Genomic DNA, 25,070 nt, shown 5'->3' on the forward strand with positions numbered 1-25,070 from the left:
GCCGAGCTCGACAGGCTCGTCACGTTACTGTTCGTCGTGCTGAGGTTGCTGTTCGTCGCGGTCAGGCTCGTCGACAGCGAGCTCACGCCGCTTTGCGCTGTGCTGATGCCCGCCGCGGCCGAGCTCGACAGGCTCGTCACGTTACTGTTCGTCGTGCTGAGGTTGCTGTTCGTCGTGTTCAGGCTCGTCGACAGCGAGTTCACGCCGCTCTGTGCCGTGCTGATGCCCGCCGCCGCCGAGGTCGACAAGCTCGTCACGTTACTGTTCGTCGTACTGAGGCTCGTGCTCACCGAGTAAAGCTGACCGCCGTTGACCGCATCCGTCGAGCCCGATGCCACGTTCCCATTCGCCACATTGATGATCTTGCGCTCGTTGCCTGACGATCCCACCGACACCGAGTTCGCCTGCGCCTGGGTCGCTACCGAGTTCGCTCCCAGCGCAACGGAGTTCAACCCCGTGGCCGTCGCCATATAGCCAATCGCCGTGGTGTTAGTGATGTTCAGGGGACTCCCGCTGCTTCCCGACCCTGCGGACACGCCCACCGCCACATTCCCACTTCCATTCACGTACTGCCCAGCGTTCGCTCCGATTGCCGTGTTGTTGCTGCCACTTACATATGTGCCCGCATTGGCTCCACTCCCCGTGTTGTAGTTGCCCGTCACGGATGCGCCCGCATTGAATCCATATTCCGTGTTGTCGTTGCCCGAGACCCAGGCGTTTGTGCCGCTCAAAGCTCCGTAGAACGTGCTTTCAATTCCTGTGGCCGTCGAGGGGTACCCCGAATTGACGCCACAAACAGAGTTGGTACCGCAAGGATGATCCGCCGCCCATACCAACTGCGGCAAAGACATACAGGTGCCGGCCGCCAACGCTGCAGCAGCCACGGCCCGCACCCGCCGCACAGCCCGGGTTCGCCCGCCCGACTTCCCCTGTCCCGCCACGCTCTCCCCGACAACAACCATCTGATTCAGCCTGCGGCTGAAAATGCACTTATAGATCTTGTTCACGACTTCCCCCGTTGTCTATCATCGCTAGTTCATCGAAAGCGCTTGCAGGCAGGTTCCCCAGTCGGAACGCCTCTGTTGTCTGTACGTCACCACATCTGGATACCACGAGGTATCCGAATACCACCGCCAATCGGCATGCTTTTGCAGTAGTACACGCGTCCTCAGACCGAGCGCACCGGCAAGATTGGCACTCGACGTGCACACCGACACGACTTCATCCATGCACTGCATCGCAGCCGCAGTCCGGCCGAAGTCGGTTAAAAAGAATGAGAGATCGGTAATATGCAAGTCGGGTACGCCTTCTAAAGCGGCACGATGCTCAGCGGGCATCAGCGAATAGAAGTGCACGTCACTAATGTCTTTGAGATAAGCGTTCAGCAGGTCTGATGGCACGTTGCGCGCACGCCGGTTCGACGTCGTTGAGACGGGATTGGCAGACCACACGATTCCGATACGCCGACACCCATCGCCTGATTGCGACGACGCGACTAGCTCCCGAGCAGCGGCCTGATCTTCAGGTGCGGGATTCAGATAAATCGCCGGTGCAGGCTTCTCCACCCACAACGGTAAGTGGCCGATCGGGCTGTGCCATATACGTGACGACTGTTTAACGATCATGCAAAGATCAGGCTCTTGCGTGACCATCCCCCCCAACACGTACGCTGACGGAAAGCTCGCGCGGAAAAGCCGCACCAGAGCGGGCCGGCACACCACCACCACCCGCGTTCCCGCCGAACGTGCCCGCGCCAGCAGCGAAGGCAGAAACGCCGCAAACAGGATCTCGTCACCGGCGCCCTGTTCGCCGGAAACGATCAACGTCGAGCCGGCTTCGAACTGCCCGCCCCATGCTGGATACGGAAAATTCATACCCTTGAGGCTGATCTTCTCTCCTGCATCGAAACGCTTCGCATAATGTGGCCAGGCATCGTCGAACCGGCCCCTTCCTAGCAGAAAATGCGAGTATTCCCAGTGCGTGAGCGGATCGCCGTCTTCGGCGATTTGCGTCTCAAACAGGGCCTGCGCACGTTCATCCAATCCCAAATAGGCGCAGCACACAGCCATCCGGTGTGCAGCCTTGTCGCGCAATCTGCCCTCGAGGCGAACCAGCCGATCAAAGCATTCGAGCGCCTTTTCGAAATGCTCCCGGAGTCGGAGAAGCTCGCCGTAGTTCCACAACGAATTGGTAAAATCCGGATCCATTTCCAGGCAGGCGCGATACTCATACATCGCGAGTTCTTCCTCTCCGGACTCCTGCAAAGCAACGGCCAAGTTATAGCGAATCTGCGGATCATGAGGCGCGAGCACGGCCGCCCGCTTGAGCTCATCGAGCGCCTCGCGTCGTTGGCCAGCTTTGTTCAATGCCACGCCCAGAAGCAGACGCGCGAAGCCGCTGCCCGGATCAGCGGATACGGCCTGCCGCGCGCACGCTGCGCTTTGCTCGAAGTCCCCGTCATTCAACAGTCGGCACGCCCGCTGCGAAAGCGTGGCAGCGCTCGTCGGGATTCCCGGTCGGAAGTCCCCTGGCGCTCCCGGAAGCGGTTCGCTATGAGTTGCAATCGAATTCATTTTTGGTTTGTATCAAGGCGTGTGACGACTGCTCGCGTGCGAATTTGACTCAAAGGCATTGCAACGTCGCGCAGCGCCGCTCCCGATTGCAGGCTGTGAGGCGTTGCACATGACGCGAGAAACTAGGTGACAAGGACCATACAGAGCACGCGCTTCGTACTTCCGTTTCCCGTCCTCGTGGACTGCGAATGAAACGTTGACACGTTGCTGATCTGATGGCGCGTTTCACCCAGAGGGTCATCGAACGGGTTCGTTGCGCCTATGGTCGAATGGAACGACAAGCCGATGGCAGGACCGCCCGGACGGCGGTCGAAGTGTGTTGGCATGGTTTTCCCCGGTTCGCGTATTGCTTTTCTGCTGCTTGTGCCTGCTGTATTGAATTTGCTCGATGCAGCGACTTAATGGTCTACGGCAAGCTCACGCAAATAGCGGGCCACCCTTGATTTCACCAAGGCCGGCATTTGAGACGGAGGCACGGCGAATGTTTCAAAGGTCCGGATCGCCAAAAAGCGTTCAATCCTGTGACTCGTTTGAGCGAAAACGGCGGTGATAAAGTGGCCGACTCGGGTGCTTAAATGAAGCGGATTGACTTGCCCAGAGGGCCTGAAAAGGGTTTTAGTGCGTAGCATGGACACGAGCGACGCGAATGTTGCAAAACCGAGAATGTCTACGGCCGCGAACGTTGATCTCCTGATGCGGCCCGGTGATTGCAATCCAGGAGCGATTCATGAAGGTCAGCCAAATTCTGAAGCGCCAAACTGCGTCTCGCTCTGATCCCGACAGCCAAGATAGATGGCCAAATAGGCGCTAGCCAATTAACATCGGATTTCGAAGTTATTGGCTATCTGGTTTTGGACTGGCCAATTGGCGTGTACTCATCCTGGCTACCGTCACATGAAAGTCGCTCGCCTATATCTGCGCGTTAGCACTGAAGAACAGGACCTCACTCGCCAGGCCGACATCGAGCAGAGCACGCGGGCGGCTGGCTACTATATTGCCGGGGTTTACCGCGAGAAAGCCTCAGGTGCTCGCATCGACAGCGAAACGCCGGGGCACTCTGACGCAGCTCAACCGCGGCGAAGGTCGCCATAGCGTCGCGCGCGCCGTCTTCCACGGCAAGCGCGGTGAGCTGCGTCAGAATTACCGTGAGGGTCAGGAAGACCAGTTAGGGGCACTCGGCCTGATGCTCAATATGATCGTGTTATGGAATACGATCTATATCCAGACCGCCTTGAACCAGTTACGGACGGAAGGCTATGCGATAAGGGACGCGGACGCAGCGCGACTGTCTCCGCTGCTGCACGAGCACATCAACATGCTCGGGCGGTATTCGTTCTCGGTGCCGGATGCAGTGGCCAAGGGCGAGCTACGGCCCTTACGTGATCCGGCAGACAGCGACTCATGAAAGTGCTTAACCCGGTTTTCCACTGCGCCTCAAACCCCTCTCACAAACCAATCTCGAAATATGGCCGTTGAATAGCCTTAATTAGTTAACCAGAGTTGTTTTTCCAGACGGCGAAGGTATTGGCGGATCACCACGCCTGCATCGAGGCGAAGGAACTGGCCGGCTCCGTCCTATCGCAAGTGCGTCGTTTAAACGGACATGCGCCCGCGCATCAAGCTGCCGCCGTTGTCCACCTGACCCGGCGCAAAACCGCGCGCTGGGCAAAAAAATGCGCTGCCGAAGCAGCGCATTTTTCAACCACGAGCGTCAGCGCGACGCTGATTCAAACTCAACTCGCCAACTCAACTCGCGAGCTCATCCCGCACGCGTCAGCAACAACGCATTAGTCCGCTTCACGAAACTCGCCGGATCTTCCAGCGCGCCGCCTTCGGCGAGCAGGGCCTGATCGAACAGCAGATGGCACCAGTCGTCGAAGTTCGCGCTGTCCGCATGCAAGCCCTTCACCAGCGCGTGCTCCGGATTCACTTCGAGAATCGGATGGAACGACGGCGCTTGCTGACCCGCGGCCTTCAGCATACGTTGCAGATAACCGCTCATGTCGCCGTCGTCGGCGACGAGGCAGGACGGCGAATCGGTCAGGCGGAACGTCAGACGCACGTCCTTCGCCTTGTCCTTCAGCGCTTCCTTCATCCTGTCGACCAGCGGCTTGAACTCTTCGCCGACCTTCTCCTGCGCCTCTTTTTCTTCGTCGTTCAGCGCGCCCAGATCGAGATCGCCGCGCGCGACGCTTTGCAGCGGCTTGCCGTCGAATTCGTTCAGGAACGACAGCATCCATTCGTCGACGCGATCGGTCAGCAGCAGCACTTCCACGCCCTTCTTGCGGAACACTTCGAGATGCGGGCTGTGGGTCGCGGCCTGCCAGGTGTCCGCGGTCACGTAGTAGATCTTGCTCTGCTCGGGCTTCATCCGCGCGACGTAATCGGCGAGCGAAACGGTTTGCTCCGGCGATTCCGTATGCGTCGACGCAAAGCGAACCAGCCTGGCGATGCGTTCGCGGTTGGCGAAATCCTCGCCGACGCCTTCCTTCAGCACCTGGCCGAATTCCTTCCAGAAGCCGGCGTACTTCTCCTTGTCGGCGTCATTCTCCGAGTTCGCCAGTTCTTCGAGCATCGACAGCGCGCGCTTGGTCACGCCTTCGCGGATCGCCTTGACGTCGCGGCTTTCCTGCAGGATTTCACGCGACACGTTAAGCGGCAGATCGCTCGAATCGACTACCCCCTTCACGAAGCGCAGATACGCGGGCAGCAGTTGCTCGGCGTCGTCCATGATGAACACGCGCTTCACGTACAGCTTCAGCCCAGCGCGATGATCGCGGTTGAACAGATCGAACGGCGCATGCGCGGGCACGTACAGCAGCTGTATATATTCGCTGCGTCCTTCGACGCGGTTATGCGTCCACGTGAGCGGGTCCTGGTGATCGTGCGACAGGTGCTGATAGAACTGCTGGTACTGCTCTTCGGTGATGTCGCTCTTCGCGCGGGTCCACAGCGCGCTCGCCTGGTTGACGGTCTCGTCTTCGTCCTTCGTGACCATTTCGCTCTTTTCCGCGTCCCACTCTTCCTTCTTCATCAGGATCGGCAGCGCGACGTGGTCCGAGTACCTCTGGATGATCGACTTCAAACGATGCGACGACAGCAGCTCGTCTTCATCGGCACGCAGATGCAGCGTGATGGTCGTACCGCGCGCGGCGCGCTCGATCTGCTCGACCGCGAAGTCGCCCTCGCCCGCGCTTTCCCAGCGCACGCCCTCGGACGCCGGCAATCCGGCGCGGCGCGTTTCGACCGTGATCCTGTCCGCGACGATGAAGCCCGAGTAGAAGCCCACGCCGAACTGGCCGATCAGCGCCGCATCTTTCTGCTGGTCGCCGGAGAGTTTGCCGAAGAATTCCTTGGTGCCTGAACGCGCGATCGTGCCGAGGTGGGCGATCGCTTCGTCGCGGCTCATGCCGATGCCGTTGTCGTCGAGGGTGACGGTGCGCGCGGCCTTGTCGTACGACACGCGAATCCGCAGATTCGGATCGCTCTCGTACAACGCGCTGTTTTCGATCGCCTCGAAGCGCAGCTTGTCGGCCGCGTCGGATGCGTTCGAAATCAGCTCGCGCAGAAAGATTTCCTTGTTGCTGTACAGCGAATGGATCATCAGGTGCAGAAGTTGTTTCACTTCTGCCTGAAAGCTCATGGTTTCTTGTGCCATGGTCGGACTTCCTCTCTGTTGCGGTTGATTCGCGATTGATTCGGTTGGGGCGCGGCGCCGGGACGAAGCTCACGCGCCGCTGCGCCGGGCCACCGGAGCGTCCGCCTAGCTGGGGGCGATCCGGCGCGGTTTCAAGAGGCGCGGCGCGCGACGCTGTCGAGATACCGGCACAGGAACGTCGACAGCTCCGGATCTCCACAATTGGCGATATTGAAGCGCATCCACGTGGTCGGCGATTGCTGCGGTGAAAAGAGGCTCCCGGGCGTCAGCAAAAACCCGTCTTCATGGCCGGCGGCCGCCAGCGCGTCCGCGTCGACGCTAGTGTCGGCCCATAGAAACATACCCGCCGTCGGCGTCAGGAACAGCTTCAGGCCGGTTTTTTCCAGCATCCGCACGGACTTTTCGCGCACGCCGTCCAGCCGCGCGCGCAGCCGCTCGACATGCCGCCGATAATGGCCTTCGGTGAGAATCTTGTAGAGCACGCGCTCATTCAGTTCGGGGCTCGTCATGCCGACCAGCATTTTCTGATCGCTGACGGCGGTCGCAACGTCCGGTGCGCAGGCGATGAAACCCACGCGCAGATTCGGCGCGAGCGTCTTCGAAAAGCTGCCGAGGTAGATCACGCGCTTCAACTGGTCGAGGCTCGCGAGACGCGTGCCCGGATAGCTCGGCGGACACAGATCGCCGTAAATATCGTCTTCGACGACGATGAAGTCGTAGGCTTCGGCGAGACGCAGGATGCGGAACGCCTGCGCGGCCGTGAGCGAGGTGCCGGTGGGGTTCTGCAGCACTGAATTGATCACCAGCATTTTTGGCCGCCACGTCTGCACCAGCGATTCGAGCGCGTCGAGGTCGGGACCGTCCGGCGTATACGGCATGCCGACCAGCCGCGCGCCCTGCGACGCAAAGCGCCCGAACATCTGGAACCAGGCCGGATCGCCGACGATCACCGCATCGCCCGGCCTCACGTAAATGCGCGAAATCAGGTCGATCGCCTGGGTAATGCCGGAAACCATCACGATCTGCTCGGGCGACACGCCGATTTCCAGTTCCTCGAGCCGCGTCTGCAACTGCTGGCGCAGCGGCAAAAAGCCCAGCGGCGTGCCGATCCCGAGCATCTGCGCGCCGCTTTGCCGGCCGAGCGTGCGCAGCGCGTTGGTGATCAGATCGCCGTCCAGCCAGCGGCCCGGCAGGTAGCCCAGCCCCGGGCTGCGCTCGGGGCGCGCGCCCGTATGCAGCATATTGCGCAGCAACCAGACGACGTCGATCGTGGCCGGCGCGGGCGCGGCCTCGGCGGCCGCCCGGATCTCGCCCGAGGCGACGCCGCCGAGCCGCTCGCGCACATAGAAGCCCGAGCCGCGCCGCGACTCCAGGTAACCCTGCGCCACCAGCCGTTCGTACGACTCGACCACCGTGAAGCGTGACACGCCCTTGTCGAGCGCCAGCTTGCGGATCGACGGCATGCGCATACCGGGGCGGAACACGCGCTCCTCGATGCGGCGGCGCGCCCACTGGACGAGCTGCTCGACCAGCGTCAGCGACGCCGTGTCGTGCGGGGCGGGTATCTGGGCAAGCGGGACGGACATAACGGGCTCCAACTGTACCGAACAGTATCGAGACGATTGTACCGTTACTGTGCCGGTCGCCGCCGCTACATTTGAGACAGGCAGCGGATCATTGAGGCACCCGACACGGCGCGGAGCCGCGAATTGACGATAGCGGCGAAACCGCCGCCGTCCGCCTCGCCTGCCGACCCGGCGAACGGTTATGCTTACGACCCCGGCAGCGTTGCCGTCCCACCCGGCGCGCGCTCCGGTTCACCGCAGAAACCGTTTCTTCGATCCGCCATGACCGCTCATTCGCTTTGTCTCGATCACCTGGTGATTTCCGCCCGTACCCTCGACGAGGGCACGCAGTACGTCGCCGACACGCTCGGCGTCGCACCAGCCGGCGGCGGCGCGCATCCGCTGATGCGCACGCACAACCGCCTGCTGAACCTGTGGGGCGGCGTGTATCTGGAGGTGATCGCGATCGATCCGCAAGCCGTCGCGCCGGCGGACGGCGGCACGCCGCGGCCCCGGCTGTTCGCCCTCGACGACCCGGCGACCCACGCGCGGCTCGAAAAAGGGCCGTATTTGTCGCACTGGGTCGCGCGCGTCGACCGGCCGAAACGCCTCGCGACGTGGCAAACGCAATATCCGCAGCGCATCGCGCCGATCGTGCCGATGACGCGCGGCGATTTCACATGGGCCCTGACCGTGCCCGACGACGGCGCGTTCCCCGCCTGGCGAGGCGCCGGCGACGGCGTGCTGCCGTCGCTGATTCAGTGGGACACGCCGTGGCATCCGTCGGCGGTATTGCCGGAGACGGGTCTCGCGCTGAAATCGCTGAACGCCGTCCATTCGCAGGCCGACGCGATAGCGGCGCAATTGCAGTGGCTGGGCGCGGCGCACCTGATTGCGCTGGCGCCGACCGCAGGCGCGGCGGCGCTCAGCGCCGAGTTTGAAACGCCCGACGGTCTACGGACCCTTAAATAACCAGCGCGCGCGGGTCGCCGACTCGCGCGATAATTGAAGTTTTGACCGGTTCCAGACACACCAGATGAGGAGACCATGGACCAAAGCGACTTGAAAGCCCCCACGTGGCAATTGTCCGAACGCGCGCGCAAGCTCACGAGCTCTGCGATCCGCGAGATCCTGAAGGTCACTGAGCGGCCGGAAGTCATTTCGTTCGCGGGCGGTCTGCCGTCGCCGGCCACCTTCCCCGCCGAGCGCATGCGCGAAGCGTCGGACCGCATTCTGCGCGACGCGCCTGCCGCCGCGCTGCAATACAGCGCGACTGAAGGCTATCTGCCGCTGCGCGAATGGATTGCACAGCGTTATTCGGTGAACGGCGCGCAGATTCGCCCCACCCAGGTGCTGATCACAACCGGCTCGCAACAGGCGCTCGACCTTCTCGGCAAAGTGCTGGTGTGCCCGGACAGCCCGGTGCTGGTCGAAACGCCGACCTACCTCGGCGCGCTGCAATCGTTCTCGATGTACGAGCCGCGCTATGTGCAGGTGCCGACCGACGAGCAAGGCCTGATTCCCGAAGCGCTCACGCCCGAACTGACGGCCGGCGCGCGCCTCCTGTATGCGCAACCGAACTTCCAGAATCCGACGGGCCGCCGTCTGCCGGTCGAACGCCGCCGCGCTCTTGCGGCGTTTGCCAGGACCGCACCGTTCCCGGTGATCGAAGACGATCCGTACGGCGCGCTGGATTATGCGGGCGAGCCGCTGCCCACCATGCTGTCGATGTCGCCGGATCACATCGTCCATCTGGGCTCGTTCTCGAAGGTGCTGGCGCCGGGCCTGCGGGTCGGCTACATCATCGCGCCCGAAGAGTTGATTTTCAAACTCGTGCAGGCCAAGCAGGCCACCGATCTGCACACGCCGAGCTTCACGCAGCGTATCGTGTACGAAGTGGTCAAGGACGGTTTCCTCGACACGCACGTGCCGACCATCCGCGCGCTCTATCGCGATCAATGCGCGGCGATGCTGGCCTCGCTCGAACGCCATATGCCCGAGGGCGTGAGCTGGAACCGTCCGGAAGGCGGCATGTTCGTGTGGGTGCGCTTGCCCGCGCAGATCGACAGCATGAAACTGCTCGAAGAAGCCGTCGCGCAGAATGTCGCATTCGTGCCGGGTGGCCCGTTCTTCGCGAACGAAGCGCAGCACAATGCGCTGCGCCTGTCGTTCGTCACGGTGCCGCCGGCCAAAATCGACGAAGGCGTGGCGCGTCTCGCAGCACTGATTCGCGCGAAGGTATAAGCAGTCTTCGCCCGCCCCCCGCGTCACCGAAATTTCACTAACGACCAAGGACATGACATGTCTCAAACGAATGTGTACGACAAGCTCAAGGAGCTGGGCATCGAATTGCCGGGCGCAGGCGCTCCGGCAGCCGCTTATGTGATGAGCGCGCAAAGCGGCAACACGGTGTACCTGTCCGGCCACATCGCGAAGAAGGACGGCAAGGTGTGGGCCGGCAAGCTCGGCGCCACGCTCACCACCGAAGAAGGCAAGGCCGCCGCGCGCTCGATCGCGATCGACCTGCTTGCCACGCTGCACGCACATGTGGGCGACCTGAATCGCGTCACGCGCATCGTCAAGCTGATGAGCCTCGTCAACTCGACGCTCGAGTTCACCGAGCAGCATCTGGTGACCAACGGCGCGTCCGAACTGATCGCCGACGTGTTCGGCGAGCGCGGCAAACATGCGCGCTCGGCGTTCGGCGTGGCACAGATTCCGCTTGGCGCATGCGTCGAGATCGAGATGATTGCCGAAGTCGAGTAAGGTCGAGTAACGCGGCGAAATAAGGCCGCGAAACAAGGCGGTGAAATAACGCGGTCGAATCAGACCGGTTGGCCGGTCTGGCCGGCCGGTCGTTCGGAACGCGTACTGAACGCGTCGCGAGGTGTCGATCACCCGTGGCGCGTTTTGCATTTGTGGCGAGGTAGATCGTTCCCTCATCACCAGATAGAATCCGCCAACCATCCCACCCTGCCAGATTCGCCAGACCCGCCGATGCCAGCCAGCACTGTCCGTTTCAAACACGTCGATGAGTTCACGTCGGTGACGATCGTCGACGGCACATTCAGACTGTCGTGAGCGGCGCACGGCGTGCTGGCGCACTGTTTGCATACAGCGGCTCACCCATGCGGCCAGCGGCACCGCGCCTTTTCCGGCCACACCGAACCACAAATTGGCGCATGGCGGCCTGCATTGTTCCCACGCACGATTCCCGAGCAATGCGCCATGCATGACAAGAGGCCTGTCAGAGGCCTGGCACGCCTGAACTCCTGAACGCCGGACCACCGATGAAAACCTCGCAAACGCCCGCCCCGCCTCGGCTTTATAGCCGACCGCGCGGTCTGCGAATCCAGTCGGCGGGAACGGCCGTCGCCGCCCGCGTATACCCGATGCGCGGACCCTTCCTTAATCCAGTCGCATTAAGTAATATCGAAAGGTACTCAACGATCAGCGGATGGTCAGGCACGACGCCACGCTCCCTTTCTCTGCGCAGCAGTACCGGCACCTTGGTCACCATGCAGCCAACCATGAAATTAGCGCAGTCAATGCTCGCGCAGTTGCAGCCGGCCGGCACCAGGGCTCGGACCGCCAGATGAGCCAATACCGCTTCTCCGACCAGCGCGAAGCCAAACCTCGCCGCGATCCCGCCGTGTCGCGCCGCCGCGCTTTGCTCGCGATTCCCGCGCTTGGTGTGCTGGTCCTGATCCTGCTTTGGACAGTGATCTTCGCGCGGCTATCGGTAGAAAAAGAAGCCACTTACCGCGAAGCGATGGCCTCTGCTGCAATTCTTTCCGCGGCGTTGGAGCAGCACACGGTCAAGGCGATTCACCAGGTCGATCAGATCACCCGCTTTGTTAAATACGAGTTCGAGAAAACCCCGGATCATTTCGATCTCGCCAGCACGGTGGAGAAAGGTGTCGTGCAAAGCGAGACGCTGGTGCAGGTATCGCTGATCGACGAGCACGGCACGCTGATCGCCAACACGGCCGAACTCAACCCCAAGCGTATCGACCTGTCCGATCGCGAGCACTTCAAGGTCCACGAACACGAAAACGACGATCAGCTGTTTATCAGCAAGCCCGTGCTCGGCCGTATATCCCGCCACTGGACCTTGCAGATGACGCGGCGTCTGAATCATCCGGACGGCTCGTTCGCGGGCGTCGTGGTGGTCTCCGAAGACCCCAGCTATTTCACCAGCGATTTCTACAATAACGCGGCAATCGGCCGCGAAGGCGTGATCGCGGTGATCTCGGACAGCGGCACTGTGCTCGCACGGCGTACCGGCAGCGCCGAAAACGCCAACGGCGCGTTCTCGGCAAGCGGCTCGTATCCGACCTCCGAGCATGTGTCGGGCACCTATGTCGATTCGATCGACAACGTCACGCGCATCGTGTCGTACCGGCATATCGACGGCTATCCGCTCGGGGTGCTGGTCGGCCTGTCGCAAACCGAGGAGTTCGCCGACTACAACCACACGCGCAACGTCTATCTGCTGATGGCGGGCTTCATCTCGCTCGCCATGCTGAGCTTCTTCGCTGTCGCGACCGGCTTGATCGGCAAGCTGCTCGGCCGCGAGCGCGAGATGACGCATCTGGTCGAATACGACCTGCTGACCGGCTTGCGCAATCGCTATGCGACGCTGCAAAGCCTGCGGCACGACGTGGCGCAACCGGCCAATCTCGGGCGCCTTGCGATTCTCTTCATCGATCTCGACAACTTCAAGACCGTCAACGACACGCTCGGCCACAACGCGGGCGACATCGTGCTGCAAATGACCGCGTCGCGCCTCGCCGCGGCAGTCAACGACGGCGGCTCGTTGAGCCGTATCGGCGGCGACGAGTTCGTCGTCGTGATCAAGGGCGACGACGTCGAGAAGCGCGCCGTGACGCTGGCCGAAGCATCGGCCGAAGCATTCGACAAGCCTTTCGAGGTCCGCGGCAGCTCCTTCGTGCTGCATGCGAGCATCGGCATTGCGCTCTACTCGGTGGTCAATGAGAGCGAGATCGACCTGCTGAAAAAGGCCGACCTGGCGATGTACAGCGCGAAAGACGCGGGCAAGAACTGCTACCAGTTCTATTCGCCGCAACTGTCGCATCGCGCTGATCATTTGATGAAGTGGGAACAGCAGTTGCGCGTCGCGCTCGCCGAAGGGCAACTGTTTCTCGCCTATCAGCCGAAGATCGATCTGACGCGCCGCTGCATTACCGGTTTCGAAGCGCTGGTGCGCTGGAATCATCCGCAGCATGGCCTGATTCCGGCCAACGAATTCATTCCGGTCGCCGAATCGACCGGCCTGATCGTGCCGATCGGCGACTTCGTGATCGAGACCGCCTGCCGCCAGCTGGCGCTTTGGCAGCAGCAAGGCTACGACACGCTGTCGCTGGCGGTGAACATTTCGGCGGTGCAGTTCTGGCGCGGCGATCTGTACGAAACCATCTCGCACGCGATCGAGGAAACCGGCATCTCCGCGCGCCGCCTCGAACTCGAAATTACCGAAACGGCGATGATGGAGTATCCCGAACTCGTCTCGGAGAAGATCTTCGCGTTAAAGCGCCTGGGCGTGCGTATCGCGCTCGACGATTTCGGCACCGGCTATTCGTCGCTGTCCTATCTGAATCGCTTCTCGGTCGATACGCTGAAGGTGGACCGTTCGTTCGTCCAGGCGATTCCGGGCGACCGCAGCGTCTGCGTGATGGTCACCGCGATCGTCAATCTGGCGCGCTCGCTCGGACTCACGGTAGTGGTCGAAGGCACCGAGACCGAAGAGCAGATTGCCTGGCTGGCCGCGCTCGGCCATATCGAGGCCCAGGGTTTCCTGTTCTCGCGCCCGGTTCCGGTGGACGCGATTCCGGCGTTGCTCGAACGCTTCGGCGTATGCGGCATGACGGATCGTCACGCTACGCACGCCGTCGACAGCGCGAGCAGCGTGCCCAGCACCAGCGCCAACGACTGATCCGGGCCCGATCGCGGCCCGATAGACGCCCGACACGAACGGTTACAAGCCTCTCATGTTCAAGTCAGGCGCACCGCCACAAAACCGGCTACATTCACTCCGTACTGCGACATAGCGCGATGCCGGCACGCCGGGCGCGCCACCATAACAATGATTCCACAGGGCGGGCGCGTGCCGTGCGCTCGCAGCGCCATGCAGACGATCACGAGCCAGCAAGCCGCCAGACGAGGGAAACGGGAACCGCTATGGACGCTGTTCAGGGTCGTGTTCGGCCTGTCGGCGCTGTCGTGGGGCGGTCTCGCGCTCATGGCGCAGCTCGAGAACCACTACGTCGAACGTGAAGGCCGGCTCTCGCGCGTGGCGTTTTCCGATCTGATCGCGCTTGCCTGGATGGTGCCCGGGCCGGTTGGCTGCAATGTCGCCGTGCAAGTCGGCCATGCGCTGCGCGGACGCGCCGGCGCCTGGGTGGCGGGTGTCGCGAGCGTGCTGCCCTTCTTCATGCTGATGACGCTGTTCGCGACCTTCTACCGCACGCCGGTCGTGCGTGCCGCAGCTTCGCAGACATTGCTCAATCACTTCAGCGTGGTGCTGGCCACACTGATCGCGATCACCTGGTATAAACAGACGCGCGCGCTGGTGCACGGCAAACTCGAATGGATCGCAGCGGCGCTCGGCTGCGTGGCGCTCTTCTATGCGCGCAATCCTGCCGCCTATGTGGTAATACTCGGCGCGGCGTTCGGCGCCGGCTGGCTGGTCAGCCCGGCTCGCGATACGCGCATCGTCATGTCGATCGCGCGCGGCGACTGGCAATTGCTGACCGCCCTGTGCGTGTTGCTGGTGTTGTTTGCGCTGCCGTTGCCGCATCGCTATGAACTGGCGCTGCTGTGGCCGCGCCTGGCGGGCGCGGGCATGACGCTGTTCGGCGGCGGCTTCTCCGCGCTGCCGGTGCTCAAGACGCTGTTCGTTACGCCGGTGATCGGCGTGTCGGACAACGACTTTACTTTGGCGTTCTCGCTATCGCCGTTGTCGCCCGGGCCGCTATTGAATGTGGTGCCGTTCTTCGGCTATCTGGTGGATGGCTGGCCGGGTGCGCTGATTGCCACGCTCGCGTTGTTCGTGCCGTCAGGTTGTCTCGTGGTGCTGGCGCAGCGACATCTGCGTCAGTTGAAGACTCATACGCGTTTCGAGCACGGCATGCGGTTCTTGCGTGCGGTGACGACCGCATTTCTCGTGGTGGCCGTGCTGCGGATTGCGGTTCATGTGCCGCTCGAACCCGCATATCTGTTGACCGCGCTGTTCTCCGGCATGTGCTTCGCGAAGCTCAAGGCGCCGGTATACGTGGTGTACGGAACAGTGGCCGTGGTATGCGGGCTGTGGTTTGCCTACGGCACCTTGCCGTAGGCCTCGCCGTCCCGCGCTTCACAAGCGTCTTTACATGCTTGATTCACGAGCTTGATGCACAAGCGCGGTTTCACAACACTGGCGTCAGAAGCGGAACTTCAGAACCCGCGCGACAGCACCGCGACGCCGACTGTCACGACGCCCAGCACGATATTGACGAGCACCAGACGGCGGATCGTGCCGACGGCCTGCGCGCCGTCCGGCCATTTCTGCGCCTGCACCGCGCGGCGAATGCGCGGGAATACGGCGAAGCGGATATGTCCGAAGATCAGCATCATCACGATGCCGAGGCCGGCCATCGCATGCAGCGGCCAGGTGGCGTGAGCGCCGCCGAATTGCATCAGCAGAAAACCGCCGGTGAGCAGAATCACCAGCACTGCCGCTGCAACCCAATTGAAGAAGCGGCTGAACACCGATTCCCACAACGGCAAGCGCAGTTGCGGCGAAAGATCGGCAATTGCCGGACGCAAACAGAAATGCGCGAACACCATCCCGCCGACCCATACGGCGACGGCAAGCAGATGCAGAAAGAGCGCGAGTTCGATAGCTTTGTTCATGTTGTTTTCCTCTCCCGACGACGCCACACCGCTTATGACGAATGATATTAGCAGCGGCTATTGAGCGCGTTCGACCACGCACTGTACGCGCAGTTCCATGCACCGGCGTCCTCTTAACATTCTTTGTAGTTGTAATTGCAGCGCGCCCGATACCGCGACGGCTACACCCCGGATTTTTTTACTACCCACGGCGCGCACTTGAAGTTCGACCAGAACCAAAACGCGCGCCGCGTTCCCACCTTTGCTTCCTTGCTTTGCTTCCTGGTTAAGCGGCCAACACCGGACGCATACCGTCGAGCTTCATCTTGCTCTCAGGCGCACGCCCCTTGCGCGCCCGCTTGCCGACATGCGGCGCGAGTGCGGCGCCGCTCAGCTTCTCTTCGTCCACGCGGCCACCGCGGCGCGTACCGATCAACATGACGCCCGCGTCGTTGATCGACAGCGCCTGCACCAGCGTTTCCTTATCGTCGAGCGCCATTAGCGTGACGCCGCGTCCGCCGCCCGACAGCGTCTTCATCTCGTCGAGGCCGAACACCAGCAGACGCCCGCCCGACGACAGACACGCAATGCGCGTCGCATCCGGCAGCATCGGCATCGGCGCGAGCGGCGCAGCGCCCGCGTCGATCGTCATGAACGACTTGCCGGCCTTCACGCGGCTCACCATATCGCCGACCTTGGCGATAAAGCCGAAGCCGTTGCTCGACGCGAGCAGCAGCGCCTGATCCGCGGAAGCCGCGTAGTAATGCAGCAGATGGCTGCCCGATTCGAGCTCGATCAACGACGTAACGGGCACGCCGTCACCACGGCCGCCCGGCAGGATCGCCACGGCGACCGAATAGACGCGGCCATTGCTGCCCCACGCGACCAGCGTATCCGGCGTGCGGCACTGAAACGCTGCGTAGAGCCCGTCGCCGGCCTTGAAAGTGAAGCCGGCCGTGTCCAGCCCGTGGCCCTTGAGCGCACGCACCCAGCCCTTCTGCGACACCACTACCGTGACCGGCTCGTCGACCACGCGCGCTTCGAACGTCGCGCGCTTTTCCTGCTGGATCAGCGTGCGGCGCTCGTCGCCGTATTGCTTCGCGTCGGTTTCGATTTCCTTGATGAGCAGACGCTTCATCGCCGATTCGCTGCCGAGCAGTTCTTCGAGCTTGGCCTTCTCGTCGCGCAATTCGGCCAGTTCTTTCTCGATCTTGATCTTCTCGAGGCGCGCCAACTGACGCAGCCGGATTTCGAGAATGTCCTCGGCCTGGCGATCGGACAGCCCGAACGCCGCTATCAACGCGGCCTTCGGTTCGTCCGACTCGCGAATGATGCGGATGACTTCGTCGATATTCAAAAAGACGATCATCCGGCCTTCGAGGATGTGAATCCGGTCGTCGACCTTCTGCAAACGATGACGCGTGCGGCGCGTGACCGTCGCGAAGCGGAACGCGATCCACTCGTGCAGGATTTCGCTCAAGCCTTTCTGACGCGGCCGGCCGTCACCGCCCACCATCACCAGGTTCAGCGACGCGTTCGATTCGAGGCTCGTATGCGCGAGCAGCGAATTGACGAACTCCGTTTGATCGATGCGGCTCGACTTCGGCTCGAACACGAGGCGCACCGGCGCGTCCTTGCCCGATTCGTCGCGCACCGCGTCGAGCAAGGCCAGCATGGTCTGCTTGGTCTGCAACTGTTCGGGCGTGAGCGCCTTCTTGCCGAGCTTGATTTTCGGATTGGTCTGCTCTTCGATTTCTTCGAGCACCTTCTGCGCGGCCGTGTTCGGCGGCAGTTCGGTGATCACCAGTTGCCATTGGCCGCGCGCGAGGTCTTCGATCTTCCAGCGCGCGCGCACCTTCAGGCTGCCGCGACCGCTTTCGTATGCGGCGGAAATCTCGGCTTCGCTCGAAATGATCTGGCCGCCGCCCGGGAAGTCCGGACCCGGAATATGCTGCATCAGCTCGGCGTGCTGGATCTTCGGATTGCGGATCATCGCGACCGCCGCAGCCGCGACTTCGCGCAGATTGTGCGACGGGATTTCCGTCGCCAGACCCACGGCGATGCCCGATGCGCCGTTCAGCAGCACGAACGGCAAGCGCGCGGGCAACAGCTTCGGCTCATCGAATTCGCCGTCGTAGTTCTTCATGAAGTCGACCGTGCCCTGGTCGATTTCGTCGAGCAGCAGTTTCGCGATCGGCGTGAGGCGCGCTTCCGTGTAGCGCATCGCCGCTGCACCGTCGCCGTCGCGCGAACCGAAGTTGCCCTGGCCGTCGATCAGCGGATAGCGCATCGAGAAGTCTTGCGCGAGACGCACAAGTGCGTCGTATGCGGACTGGTCGCCGTGCGGGTGATATTTACCCAGCACGTCGCCGACCACGCGCGCCGACTTGACGGGCTTGGCGTTGTCGCTCAAGCCCATGTCGTTCATCGCGAACAGGATGCGGCGCTGCACCGGCTTCTGGCCGTCGCACACATCCGGCAAAGCACGGCCCTTGACCACGCTCACCGCGTAGTCGAGATATGCGCGTTCCGCGTAATTGCCGAGCGTCAGGAAGTCGCCTTCCGGCGGCGGCGGCTCGGTGAAAAGGTCGAGAGTGTTATCGTCGTCCATCTAGATTCCGTATCCGTATTTGGCGTGAAGTTACCGTGCGATCCGATGCGCTACGCGCGCTCAGATATCCGCTTCCACTTCGTTGCCCTTTTCTTCCAGCCAGCTGCGCCGCGACGCCGCTTCGCCCTTGCCCATCAGCATCGTCATGCGCGCGACCGTGGCGTCGTAGTCGAGCTCACCGAGCGCCACCGGCGTCAGCCGCCGCGTGTCGGGGTTCATCGTGGTGTCCCACAATTGCTCCGCGCTCATCTCGCCGAGGCCCTTGAAGCGGCTGATCGACCATTGCGTTTCACGCACGCCGTCCTTGCGCAGCTTGTCGAGGATCGCTTCGAGTTCGCCTTCGTCGAGCGCGTAGAGTTTCTGCGCCGGCTTCTTGCCGCGCGCGGGCGCATCGACGCGGAACAGCGGCGGACGCGCCACGCACACATGACCGCGTTCGATCAGCTGCGGGAAATGCTTGAAGAACAGCGTGAGCAACAGCACCTGGATGTGCGAGCCGTCCACGTCAGCGTCCGACAAGATGCAGATCTTGCCGTAGCGCAGATTCGACAGATCGACCTTGTCGTCCGGGCTGTGCGGATCGACGCCGATCGCCACCGAAATGTCGTGCACTTCGTTGTTCGCGAACAGGCGGTCGCGCTCGGTTTCCCACGTGTTCAGCACCTTGCCGCGCAGCGGCAGGATCGCCTGATATTCCTTGTCGCGGCCCATCTTCGCCGAGCCGCCCGCCGAGTCGCCCTCCACAAGGAACAGTTCGTTGCGGCCGATTTCCGTCGATTCGCAGTCGGTCAGCTTGCCCGGCAGCACCGCGACGCCCGAGCTCTTGCGCTTCTCGACCTTCTGGCCGGCACGCGTGCGCGCCTGCGCCTGCTTGATGACGAGATCGGCGAGTTTCTTGCCGTGCTCGACGTGCTGATTCAGCCACAACTCCAGCGCCGGACGCGAGAACGACGACACCAGCTTCACCGCGTCGCGGCTATTCAGGCGCTCCTTGATCTGCCCTTGGAACTGCGGATCGAGCACCTTCGCCGACAGCACGAACGACACACGCGCGAATACGTCTTCGGCGAGCAGCTTGACGCCCTTCGGCTGCAGATTGTGCAATTCGACGAAGCTCTTCACCGCCTGGTACAGACCGTCGCGCAAACCGGATTCATGCGTGCCGCCCGCAGGTGTAGGAATCAGATTGACGTACGACTCGCGCATCAGCGTACCTTCTTCGCTCCACGCGACGACCCACGCTGCGCCCTCGCCTTCGGCGAAGGTCTCTTCGCTCGTGCGCGCGTTTTCGACGTAGCGCTCGCCTTCGAACAGCGGGATCAGCAGATCGCTGCCGTTCATGCCTTCGAGCAGATAGCCGCGCAGGCCGTCTTCGTATTTCCAGCTTTGCCGCTCGCCGGTTTTCTCGTTGATCAGCGTGACTTCCACGCCCGGCAGCAGCACCGCTTTCGAGCGCAGCAGGCGTTGCAATTCGCCGAACGGCAGATTCGGCGAATCGAAGTATTTCGGATTGGCCCACGCGGTGACGCGCGTGCCGGACTTCTTGTCGCTTTTCGTCGCGGGCCGCACTTCGAGCGGCTTGGCGACGTCGCCGTTGGCGAAGCTCAGTTCGGCGATCTTGCCGTCGCGCCACACCGTGACGTCGAGGCGCGTGGACAGCGCGTTGGTGACCGACACGCCGACGCCGTGCAGGCCGCCCGAGAACGTGTACGCGCCGCCGGCGGCCTTATCGAACTTGCCGCCCGCGTGCAGGCGCGTGAAAACGATCTCGACGACCGGCACGCCTTCTTCCGGATGCAGGCCGAACGGAATGCCGCGGCCGTCGTCTTCGACCGAGACGGAGTGGTCAGCGTGCAGCGTGACCGTGATTTGCCGGCCGTGGCCGCCGAGGGCCTCGTCCGATGCGTTGTCGATAACTTCCTGAATGATGTGCAGCGGATTCTCGGTGCGGGTGTACATCCCGGGCCGTTGCTTGACCGGCTCCAGGCCCTTCAACACCTTGATCGACGCTTCGCTATACGCGGCGCTTGGCTTTTTCGTAGACATGGTTGACTCAGGTCCGTCGGTTCATCGTTGTCCACAGGTCCTGTGGACAGGTCCGTGGACAATGCGTTGAGTTTGCAAAAAAAGCGAAACGAAACAACGGGGTTAGGTGGGGTGCCCGCAGTGCGGGCAAGCTGTTTTGACGCTTGCTTCCTTTGGCGCGCTCGACGGCCGCTCGATGCCGGCTGTACCGCATCTGCGCCGGTGCGAACGCCGGGGAAGCCTGTTCGCGGGGTATTTTACTGATTTCGATACAGGCGGCAATTCACTGCGTGCGAGATTGGCCGTTTGGATAAGGGGCAGCGCTCAGGTTCGGCCTATTTCGACACCTGAGCTTGACCCGGGGGCGCGATGTGCGATCGCGCCGCCCCTGTGCATCACTTGCGCCTGTTTTCCAATTCGTCCCAGCGTTCCAGCGCGATCAGCAGTTCCTCGTCGATCGCGGCGTACCGCTCGGTCAGGCGCGTGCCTTCCTGTGGGTCCTTCGTGAAAATCGACCCGTCTTCGAGTTGCGCGCCGATGGTTTTCTGCTCGGCCTCGAGCGCGGCAATCTTCTCCGGCAGCGCATCGAGTTCACGCTGTTCCTTGAACGACAGCTTGGCGGTGCGCTGCGTATTGCGGCCTGCGCCGCTGTCTTTCGGCGCAGCCTCCTTGCCGGACTCTTTCTGCGCTTCCTGCTGGGCGGCGAGTTGCTGCGAACGGTCGCGCTGAATCTGCCAGTCGGTAAAGCCGCCGACATACTCGCGCCACTTGCCCGCACCCTCCGAGGCAATCACCGAAGTCGCGACGTTATCCAGAAACGCGCGATCGTGGCTGACCAGCAGCACGGTGCCGTCGTAGTCGGTGAGCAGTTCTTCGAGCAGTTCGAGCGTGGGGATGTCGAGGTCGTTGGTCGGCTCGTCGAGCACCAGCACGTTGGCCGGCCGCGCAAACAAACGCGCGAGCAGCAGACGGTTGCGCTCGCCGCCCGACAGCGACTTGACAGGCGATCGCGCGCGCTCCGGCGCGAACAGGAAGTCGCCCAGATAGCTCATCACGTGCTTCCTCTGGCCGTTGACCTCGACCCACTCGCTGCCCGGGCTGATCGTATCGGCGAGGCTCTTTTCCAGATCCAGCTGCGCGCGCATCTGATCGAAGTACGCCACCTGCAAGTTGGTGCCGATGCGCACCGTGCCTTCGTCCGGCGGCAGGTCGCCGAGAATCATTTTCAGCAGCGTGGTCTTGCCCGCGCCATTCGGGCCGACAAAACCGATCTTGTCGCCGCGCATCACCGTGGCCGTGAACTTGTCGACCACCGTGCGCGATCCGTAGCGCTTGGTCACGTCGGTCAGTTCGGCGACGATCTTGCCGGACTTCTCGCCCTGACCGACGTCCAGCTTGACGTTGCCCTGCACGTTGCGGCGCTCGGCGCTCTCGTTGCGCATCTGCACGAGCCGCGCGATCCGGCCGACGCTGCGCGTGCGGCGTGCTTCCACACCTTTGCGAATCCACACTTCTTCCTGTGCCAGCAGCTTGTCGGCCTTTTCGTTTTCGACGCGCTCGATTTCCAGCTGCTGCGCCTTGCGCGTCTGATAGGCCGAGAAATTACCCGGGTACGACAACAGACGCCCGCGATCCAGCTCGACGATACGCGTGGCGACACGATCGAGAAACGCGCGGTCGTGGGTAATGAACAGCAGCCCCGCGCGCAGCGAAACCAGCAGTTCCTCGAGCCAGCGGATGCCGTCGAAGTCGAGGTGGTTGGTCGGCTCGTCCAGCAGCAGCACGTCCGGCTGCACGACCAGCGCGCGCGCCAGCGCGACGCGCTTTTGCATCCCGCCCGACAGCGAGCCGACCCGCGCTTCGCCATTCAGGCCGATCTGCTGCAGCGTGGTGGCGACGCGCGTGCTCCAGTTCCAGGCGTCCGCGGTATCCAGCGACGATTGCAGCGTGTTCATCCGCGACATCAGCGCGTCGTGCTCGGGACCTTCCGGCGCATCGGCGAGCTGATCGGCGACCGCGTCGTATTCATCCAGCAGCGCGCGAGCGTGAGTCAGGCCGGCGGCGACCGCCTCGAACACCGTATCGTCCGTATCGAACTCCGGTTCCTGCGGCACATAGACCGTGGTCAGATTCTGCTGACGCGTGACGAGACCGTCGTCAGGCTTGGTCAGATCGGCGACGATCTTCAGCAGCGACGACTTGCCCGCGCCATTGCGGCCGATCAGCCCGACGCGCTCGCCTGCTTCGAGAGAGAAATCCGCGTGATCGAGCAGCGCGACGTGACCGAAGGCCAGTTGGGCTCCGGTAATGGTGTAAAGCGACATGGAGAATTGGAGAAGACAGCGATGAGTCGGAACTGCTCATTGTACCGGGCGCACGGGCGAGTGCCTGTATGCCGGACGAGATAGGCCGAATGGCCGGCTTGCGGAGCGGATATTGAGCGTGAAACGCTGCCGGACGGGATTTGCACGTCCAGCAGCGTTTGGGCGGCAAGGTTATTTCACGTGAACCGTGATGTTCTTGCTCATGCCCGGACCGTACGAACGGTGCGCGCCATCGCCGAATTGCAGCGTCAGCGTGTGGTCGCCGGGCGGCAACGTCAGATCGGTTTCGGTCTGGCCTTTGCCGAAGTGCAGCGATTTGTCGTTGGCCGGAATGACTTCGCCCTTGGCGAGCGGCTTGCCGTCGATCAGCAGATGATGATGGCCCGTGCCTTCGGTCATCGTGCCGGCCGGCGCGATCTTCATGCCGTCGACGCCGAACACCACGTGCACCGGATTGCTGACGGTTGCGCCGTCCTTCGGTTGTACGAGCGACACGCCTTCGGCCTGCGCCACGCCCGATGCGGCCAGCAACCCGGCCAGCACGGCGCCGGTCAACCATTTGTTTTTAAACATCGTTTTCTCCTTTGAGGAAAGCGGCTTGATGCGCTGCGCGCCGGACGGCCGTGGCGGGATCAACCACCGGACGCCGGCCGTCGCGAAAGACGCCATGCGTCGGGCATGAACGGTGTCGAGATAAGCCGCGGCTCAGAGCATACACCGAGTGCGTAACGCGATTCGCAGCGCGATGGCGGATGTTTCGCCGGGCGGTTTGCGGCGCTGCGACATCGTATCCGGAGGTCCGTTTGGCAAATTCCGGTACTATTGCGGGTCGCCGCCGCTGCCCCCAAAAGGGGCAGAACGGGCGGATTGTTGTATTGAACCGAGAAAGAGTGCGTCGTGAGTGAAGTAATTGAAGTGACTGAATACAAGAGCTGGGTCTGCCTGATTTGCGGCTGGATCTACAACGAAGAAGAGGGCCTGCCCGAAGAAGGCATCGCGCCCGGCACGCGCTTCGCCGCGATTCCCGACGAGTGGCGCTGCCCGCTGTGCGACGTGAGCAAGGCGGAGTTTGCGGTGGTGGAGTTTTGAGGTTGCTGGATTGAACCGGTGATGCACCGTTTGAGTGCGGTGCTTGAACGCGGTACGTCAGGCGGTCTGGACGGCCCGGCGGGCGATGCCTGCCGGGCCGTTTGCTTTGCGGAAGAGGCGCTTCGCTGCACTCCTCCCGTCCGGCGGGGTTCGATATACGCTGCGCTCGCTGGCGAATTGGGACTCGCCCGATCCTCGCGGACCTTGTCCGCCGGCAGGATTGAAGCGATTATTTCGGCTTGGTCCTCTTCCCGTTTCAGGGGGTGGAATGACAGGTGCAAGGCCTGTCCACTATGGCCTCTGGCCACTGCTATAGCAAAACCGTAGCAAACTCAAAACCACTCAGACATATCCCCAGACCATCGCGCAACCGCATTGTTGCCGAGCACCGGTCCTTCCCAGATCGGCCATCTACGAACGTTGGTCCTTCTTGCATTCGCGCGGACGTTCGAATGCGGACTCCGCCCAGACAACGGACCTTCGTGCGCAGATCATGTCAGTCACGTCGTCAACCGAAGCGGATGTTGCGCAGGGCAACTTGCTATACCGCGAGAGGTGTAACACGAGAGGGGTATACACTAGGATATTGCACGTAATTAGCGTCATACTATATGACATGAGCCGAGTGCTGAACGACAAGCACGCCGGCGGTGCGTATAAAAATAAAATATCTTCATACGGCACGAATGTCAGCGGGGAGACGGAAATGGCAATGGAAAGCGCAGGTAAGCTCTATAAAGTGTACGTGCAGACGAAGGATCATCCTCACGTTCTGGAAATGATTGTCGCTGCCGAATCTAAGGATTCAGCCGGCGAAAAAGCTCTGAGTCATATCAAAGAGAGCAATCCGACAAAAGGTCGATCTCTTGAAGAGTCGCAAAAAAACTCCGTAGTACTTTTCGCAAAAATAACAGGAAAAAGCGGATGCTTGGTCACGAATAAGTTGCCAGTATCTGCCTTCCAGGGTATTTCTAAAAATATATAGAGAAGGTCAGAAGAAGTGAAATAGAAAAGCAGCTGAGGCTTAGCTCCTCTTTAGGGAGCACTGTTCGACGATATCGAGTTCGTCGTGCCCCCATCCATGAGGCCGCGATGCAAATTAAGCTGGTTCCTGCAGTGTCGTTGTTTTTAGGATCTTATTTCCCTCTTGCGCTGATCCTCGCCGTTCAAGATATGCCGAATGAAGAATGGAGCAAACCGCTTTGCAAATCTTTGCGATTTTGGCAACCATGTAATTTGCCGCACGTAGTGCATCCGTAAGCACTCGATGAGTACCGTCACGATTGACGTTGACGCGCGAGAGGCTTGGCTGCTAGCGAACGGGATCGATTT

Annotated in this window: 17 protein-coding genes and 3 pseudogenes; 10 read left to right on the plus strand and 10 right to left on the minus strand. The window is 62.0% G+C overall.

The features are described from left to right. The 3 genes and pseudogenes from AC3WLT_RS34685 to AC3WLT_RS34695 all read right to left on the minus strand — a co-directional run. A pseudogene (locus tag AC3WLT_RS34685) lies at positions 1 to 731 on the minus strand (hemagglutinin); the annotation flags it as partial. A gap of 144 nt (positions 732 to 875) precedes the next feature. Beyond that, positions 876 to 1,007 (minus strand): annotated as a pseudogene (locus tag AC3WLT_RS34690) (ESPR domain-containing protein); the annotation flags it as partial. Between the two features lie 24 nt (positions 1,008 to 1,031). Further along, a complete protein-coding gene (locus tag AC3WLT_RS34695; protein ID WP_492596114.1) occupies positions 1,032 to 2,573 on the minus strand; it encodes a tetratricopeptide repeat protein in 1,542 nt (513 codons plus the stop codon). A gap of 894 nt (positions 2,574 to 3,467) precedes the next feature. Here AC3WLT_RS34695 and AC3WLT_RS34700 point away from each other — a divergent pair. The 3 genes and pseudogenes from AC3WLT_RS34700 to AC3WLT_RS34710 all read left to right on the plus strand — a co-directional run bounded on the left by AC3WLT_RS34700 (position 3,468) and on the right by AC3WLT_RS34710 (position 4,364). After that, on the plus strand, positions 3,468 to 3,665 hold the full coding sequence (locus tag AC3WLT_RS34700; protein WP_492596115.1) for a recombinase family protein: 198 nt from the start codon (positions 3,468 to 3,470) through the stop codon (positions 3,663 to 3,665). Then, positions 3,613 to 3,978: pseudogene (locus AC3WLT_RS34705) on the plus strand (Tn3 family transposase); the annotation flags it as partial. The gene AC3WLT_RS34700 and the pseudogene AC3WLT_RS34705, both read left to right, overlap by 53 nt. 119 nt (positions 3,979 to 4,097) lie before the next feature. After that, positions 4,098 to 4,364, plus strand: a complete 267-nt coding sequence (locus AC3WLT_RS34710; protein ID WP_492596130.1) for a hypothetical protein — start codon at positions 4,098 to 4,100, stop codon at positions 4,362 to 4,364. Here the strand turns inward: AC3WLT_RS34710 and htpG are convergent. Both htpG and AC3WLT_RS34720 read right to left on the minus strand, forming a co-directional pair. Next, on the minus strand, positions 4,333 to 6,231 hold the full coding sequence (gene htpG / locus AC3WLT_RS34715; protein ID WP_492596116.1) for a molecular chaperone HtpG: 1,899 nt from the start codon (positions 6,229 to 6,231) through the stop codon (positions 4,333 to 4,335). The genes AC3WLT_RS34710 and htpG overlap by 32 nt on opposite strands. 131 nt (positions 6,232 to 6,362) lie before the next feature. Further along, positions 6,363 to 7,817 (minus strand): aminotransferase-like domain-containing protein, encoded by a 1,455-nt coding sequence (locus tag AC3WLT_RS34720; protein WP_492596117.1) that lies wholly within the window; start codon positions 7,815 to 7,817, stop codon positions 6,363 to 6,365. 261 nt (positions 7,818 to 8,078) lie between these two features. Between AC3WLT_RS34720 and AC3WLT_RS34725 the strand changes: the two genes are divergently transcribed. From AC3WLT_RS34725 to AC3WLT_RS34745, 5 genes are all read left to right on the plus strand, one after another. After that, on the plus strand, positions 8,079 to 8,768 hold the full coding sequence (locus AC3WLT_RS34725; RefSeq protein ID WP_492596118.1) for a VOC family protein: 690 nt from the start codon (positions 8,079 to 8,081) through the stop codon (positions 8,766 to 8,768). Positions 8,769 to 8,843: 75 nt separating this feature from the next. Next, positions 8,844 to 10,040 carry an aminotransferase-like domain-containing protein gene (locus AC3WLT_RS34730; protein WP_492596119.1) on the plus strand — a complete coding sequence of 399 codons (1,197 nt, stop codon included), beginning with the start codon at positions 8,844 to 8,846 and terminating at the stop codon, positions 10,038 to 10,040. A 57-nt stretch (positions 10,041 to 10,097) separates the two neighbouring features. Beyond that, positions 10,098 to 10,562, plus strand: a complete 465-nt coding sequence (locus AC3WLT_RS34735) for a RidA family protein (protein ID WP_492596120.1) — start codon at positions 10,098 to 10,100, stop codon at positions 10,560 to 10,562. Positions 10,563 to 11,391: 829 nt separating this feature from the next. Further along, positions 11,392 to 13,752, plus strand: a complete 2,361-nt coding sequence (locus AC3WLT_RS34740) for a bifunctional diguanylate cyclase/phosphodiesterase (protein WP_492596121.1) — start codon at positions 11,392 to 11,394, stop codon at positions 13,750 to 13,752. A gap of 192 nt (positions 13,753 to 13,944) precedes the next feature. Beyond that, positions 13,945 to 15,153, plus strand: coding sequence for a chromate transporter (locus tag AC3WLT_RS34745; protein ID WP_492596122.1), 1,209 nt, complete (start codon positions 13,945 to 13,947; stop codon positions 15,151 to 15,153). Positions 15,154 to 15,251: 98 nt separating this feature from the next. Here AC3WLT_RS34745 and AC3WLT_RS34750 read toward each other — a convergent pair whose 3' ends face one another. The 5 genes from AC3WLT_RS34750 to AC3WLT_RS34770 all read right to left on the minus strand — a co-directional run bounded on the left by AC3WLT_RS34750 (position 15,252) and on the right by AC3WLT_RS34770 (position 23,222). Continuing rightward, positions 15,252 to 15,710, minus strand: a complete 459-nt coding sequence (locus tag AC3WLT_RS34750; RefSeq protein WP_492596123.1) for a CopD family protein — start codon at positions 15,708 to 15,710, stop codon at positions 15,252 to 15,254. 265 nt (positions 15,711 to 15,975) lie between these two features. Beyond that, the gene (parC, locus tag AC3WLT_RS34755; protein ID WP_492596124.1) at positions 15,976 to 18,300 is read right to left on the minus strand and encodes a DNA topoisomerase IV subunit A; all 2,325 of its coding nucleotides are present in this window, start codon (positions 18,298 to 18,300) and stop codon (positions 15,976 to 15,978) included. Positions 18,301 to 18,360: 60 nt separating this feature from the next. Further along, positions 18,361 to 20,346: a DNA topoisomerase IV subunit B gene (locus tag AC3WLT_RS34760; RefSeq protein WP_492596125.1), complete on the minus strand. Its 1,986-nt coding sequence runs from the start codon at positions 20,344 to 20,346 to the stop codon at positions 18,361 to 18,363. 374 nt (positions 20,347 to 20,720) lie between these two features. After that, entirely contained in the window at positions 20,721 to 22,649 is a 1,929-nt protein-coding gene (locus AC3WLT_RS34765) for an ATP-binding cassette domain-containing protein (RefSeq protein WP_492596126.1), read from the minus strand. A 171-nt stretch (positions 22,650 to 22,820) separates the two neighbouring features. Further along, on the minus strand, positions 22,821 to 23,222 hold the full coding sequence (locus AC3WLT_RS34770) for a DUF4399 domain-containing protein (protein WP_492596127.1): 402 nt from the start codon (positions 23,220 to 23,222) through the stop codon (positions 22,821 to 22,823). Positions 23,223 to 23,546: 324 nt separating this feature from the next. On the opposite strand from AC3WLT_RS34770, the gene AC3WLT_RS34775 reads away from it, so the two are divergent. Both AC3WLT_RS34775 and AC3WLT_RS34780 read left to right on the plus strand, forming a co-directional pair. Next, a complete protein-coding gene (locus tag AC3WLT_RS34775) occupies positions 23,547 to 23,738 on the plus strand; it encodes a rubredoxin (RefSeq protein ID WP_492596128.1) in 192 nt (63 codons plus the stop codon). A gap of 625 nt (positions 23,739 to 24,363) precedes the next feature. Then, positions 24,364 to 24,723, plus strand: coding sequence for a hypothetical protein (locus AC3WLT_RS34780; RefSeq protein ID WP_492596129.1), 360 nt, complete (start codon positions 24,364 to 24,366; stop codon positions 24,721 to 24,723). Positions 24,724 to 25,070: the final 347 nt, after the last annotated feature.

This window comes from Paraburkholderia sp. FW306-2-2C-D06C (genome assembly GCF_058781505.1).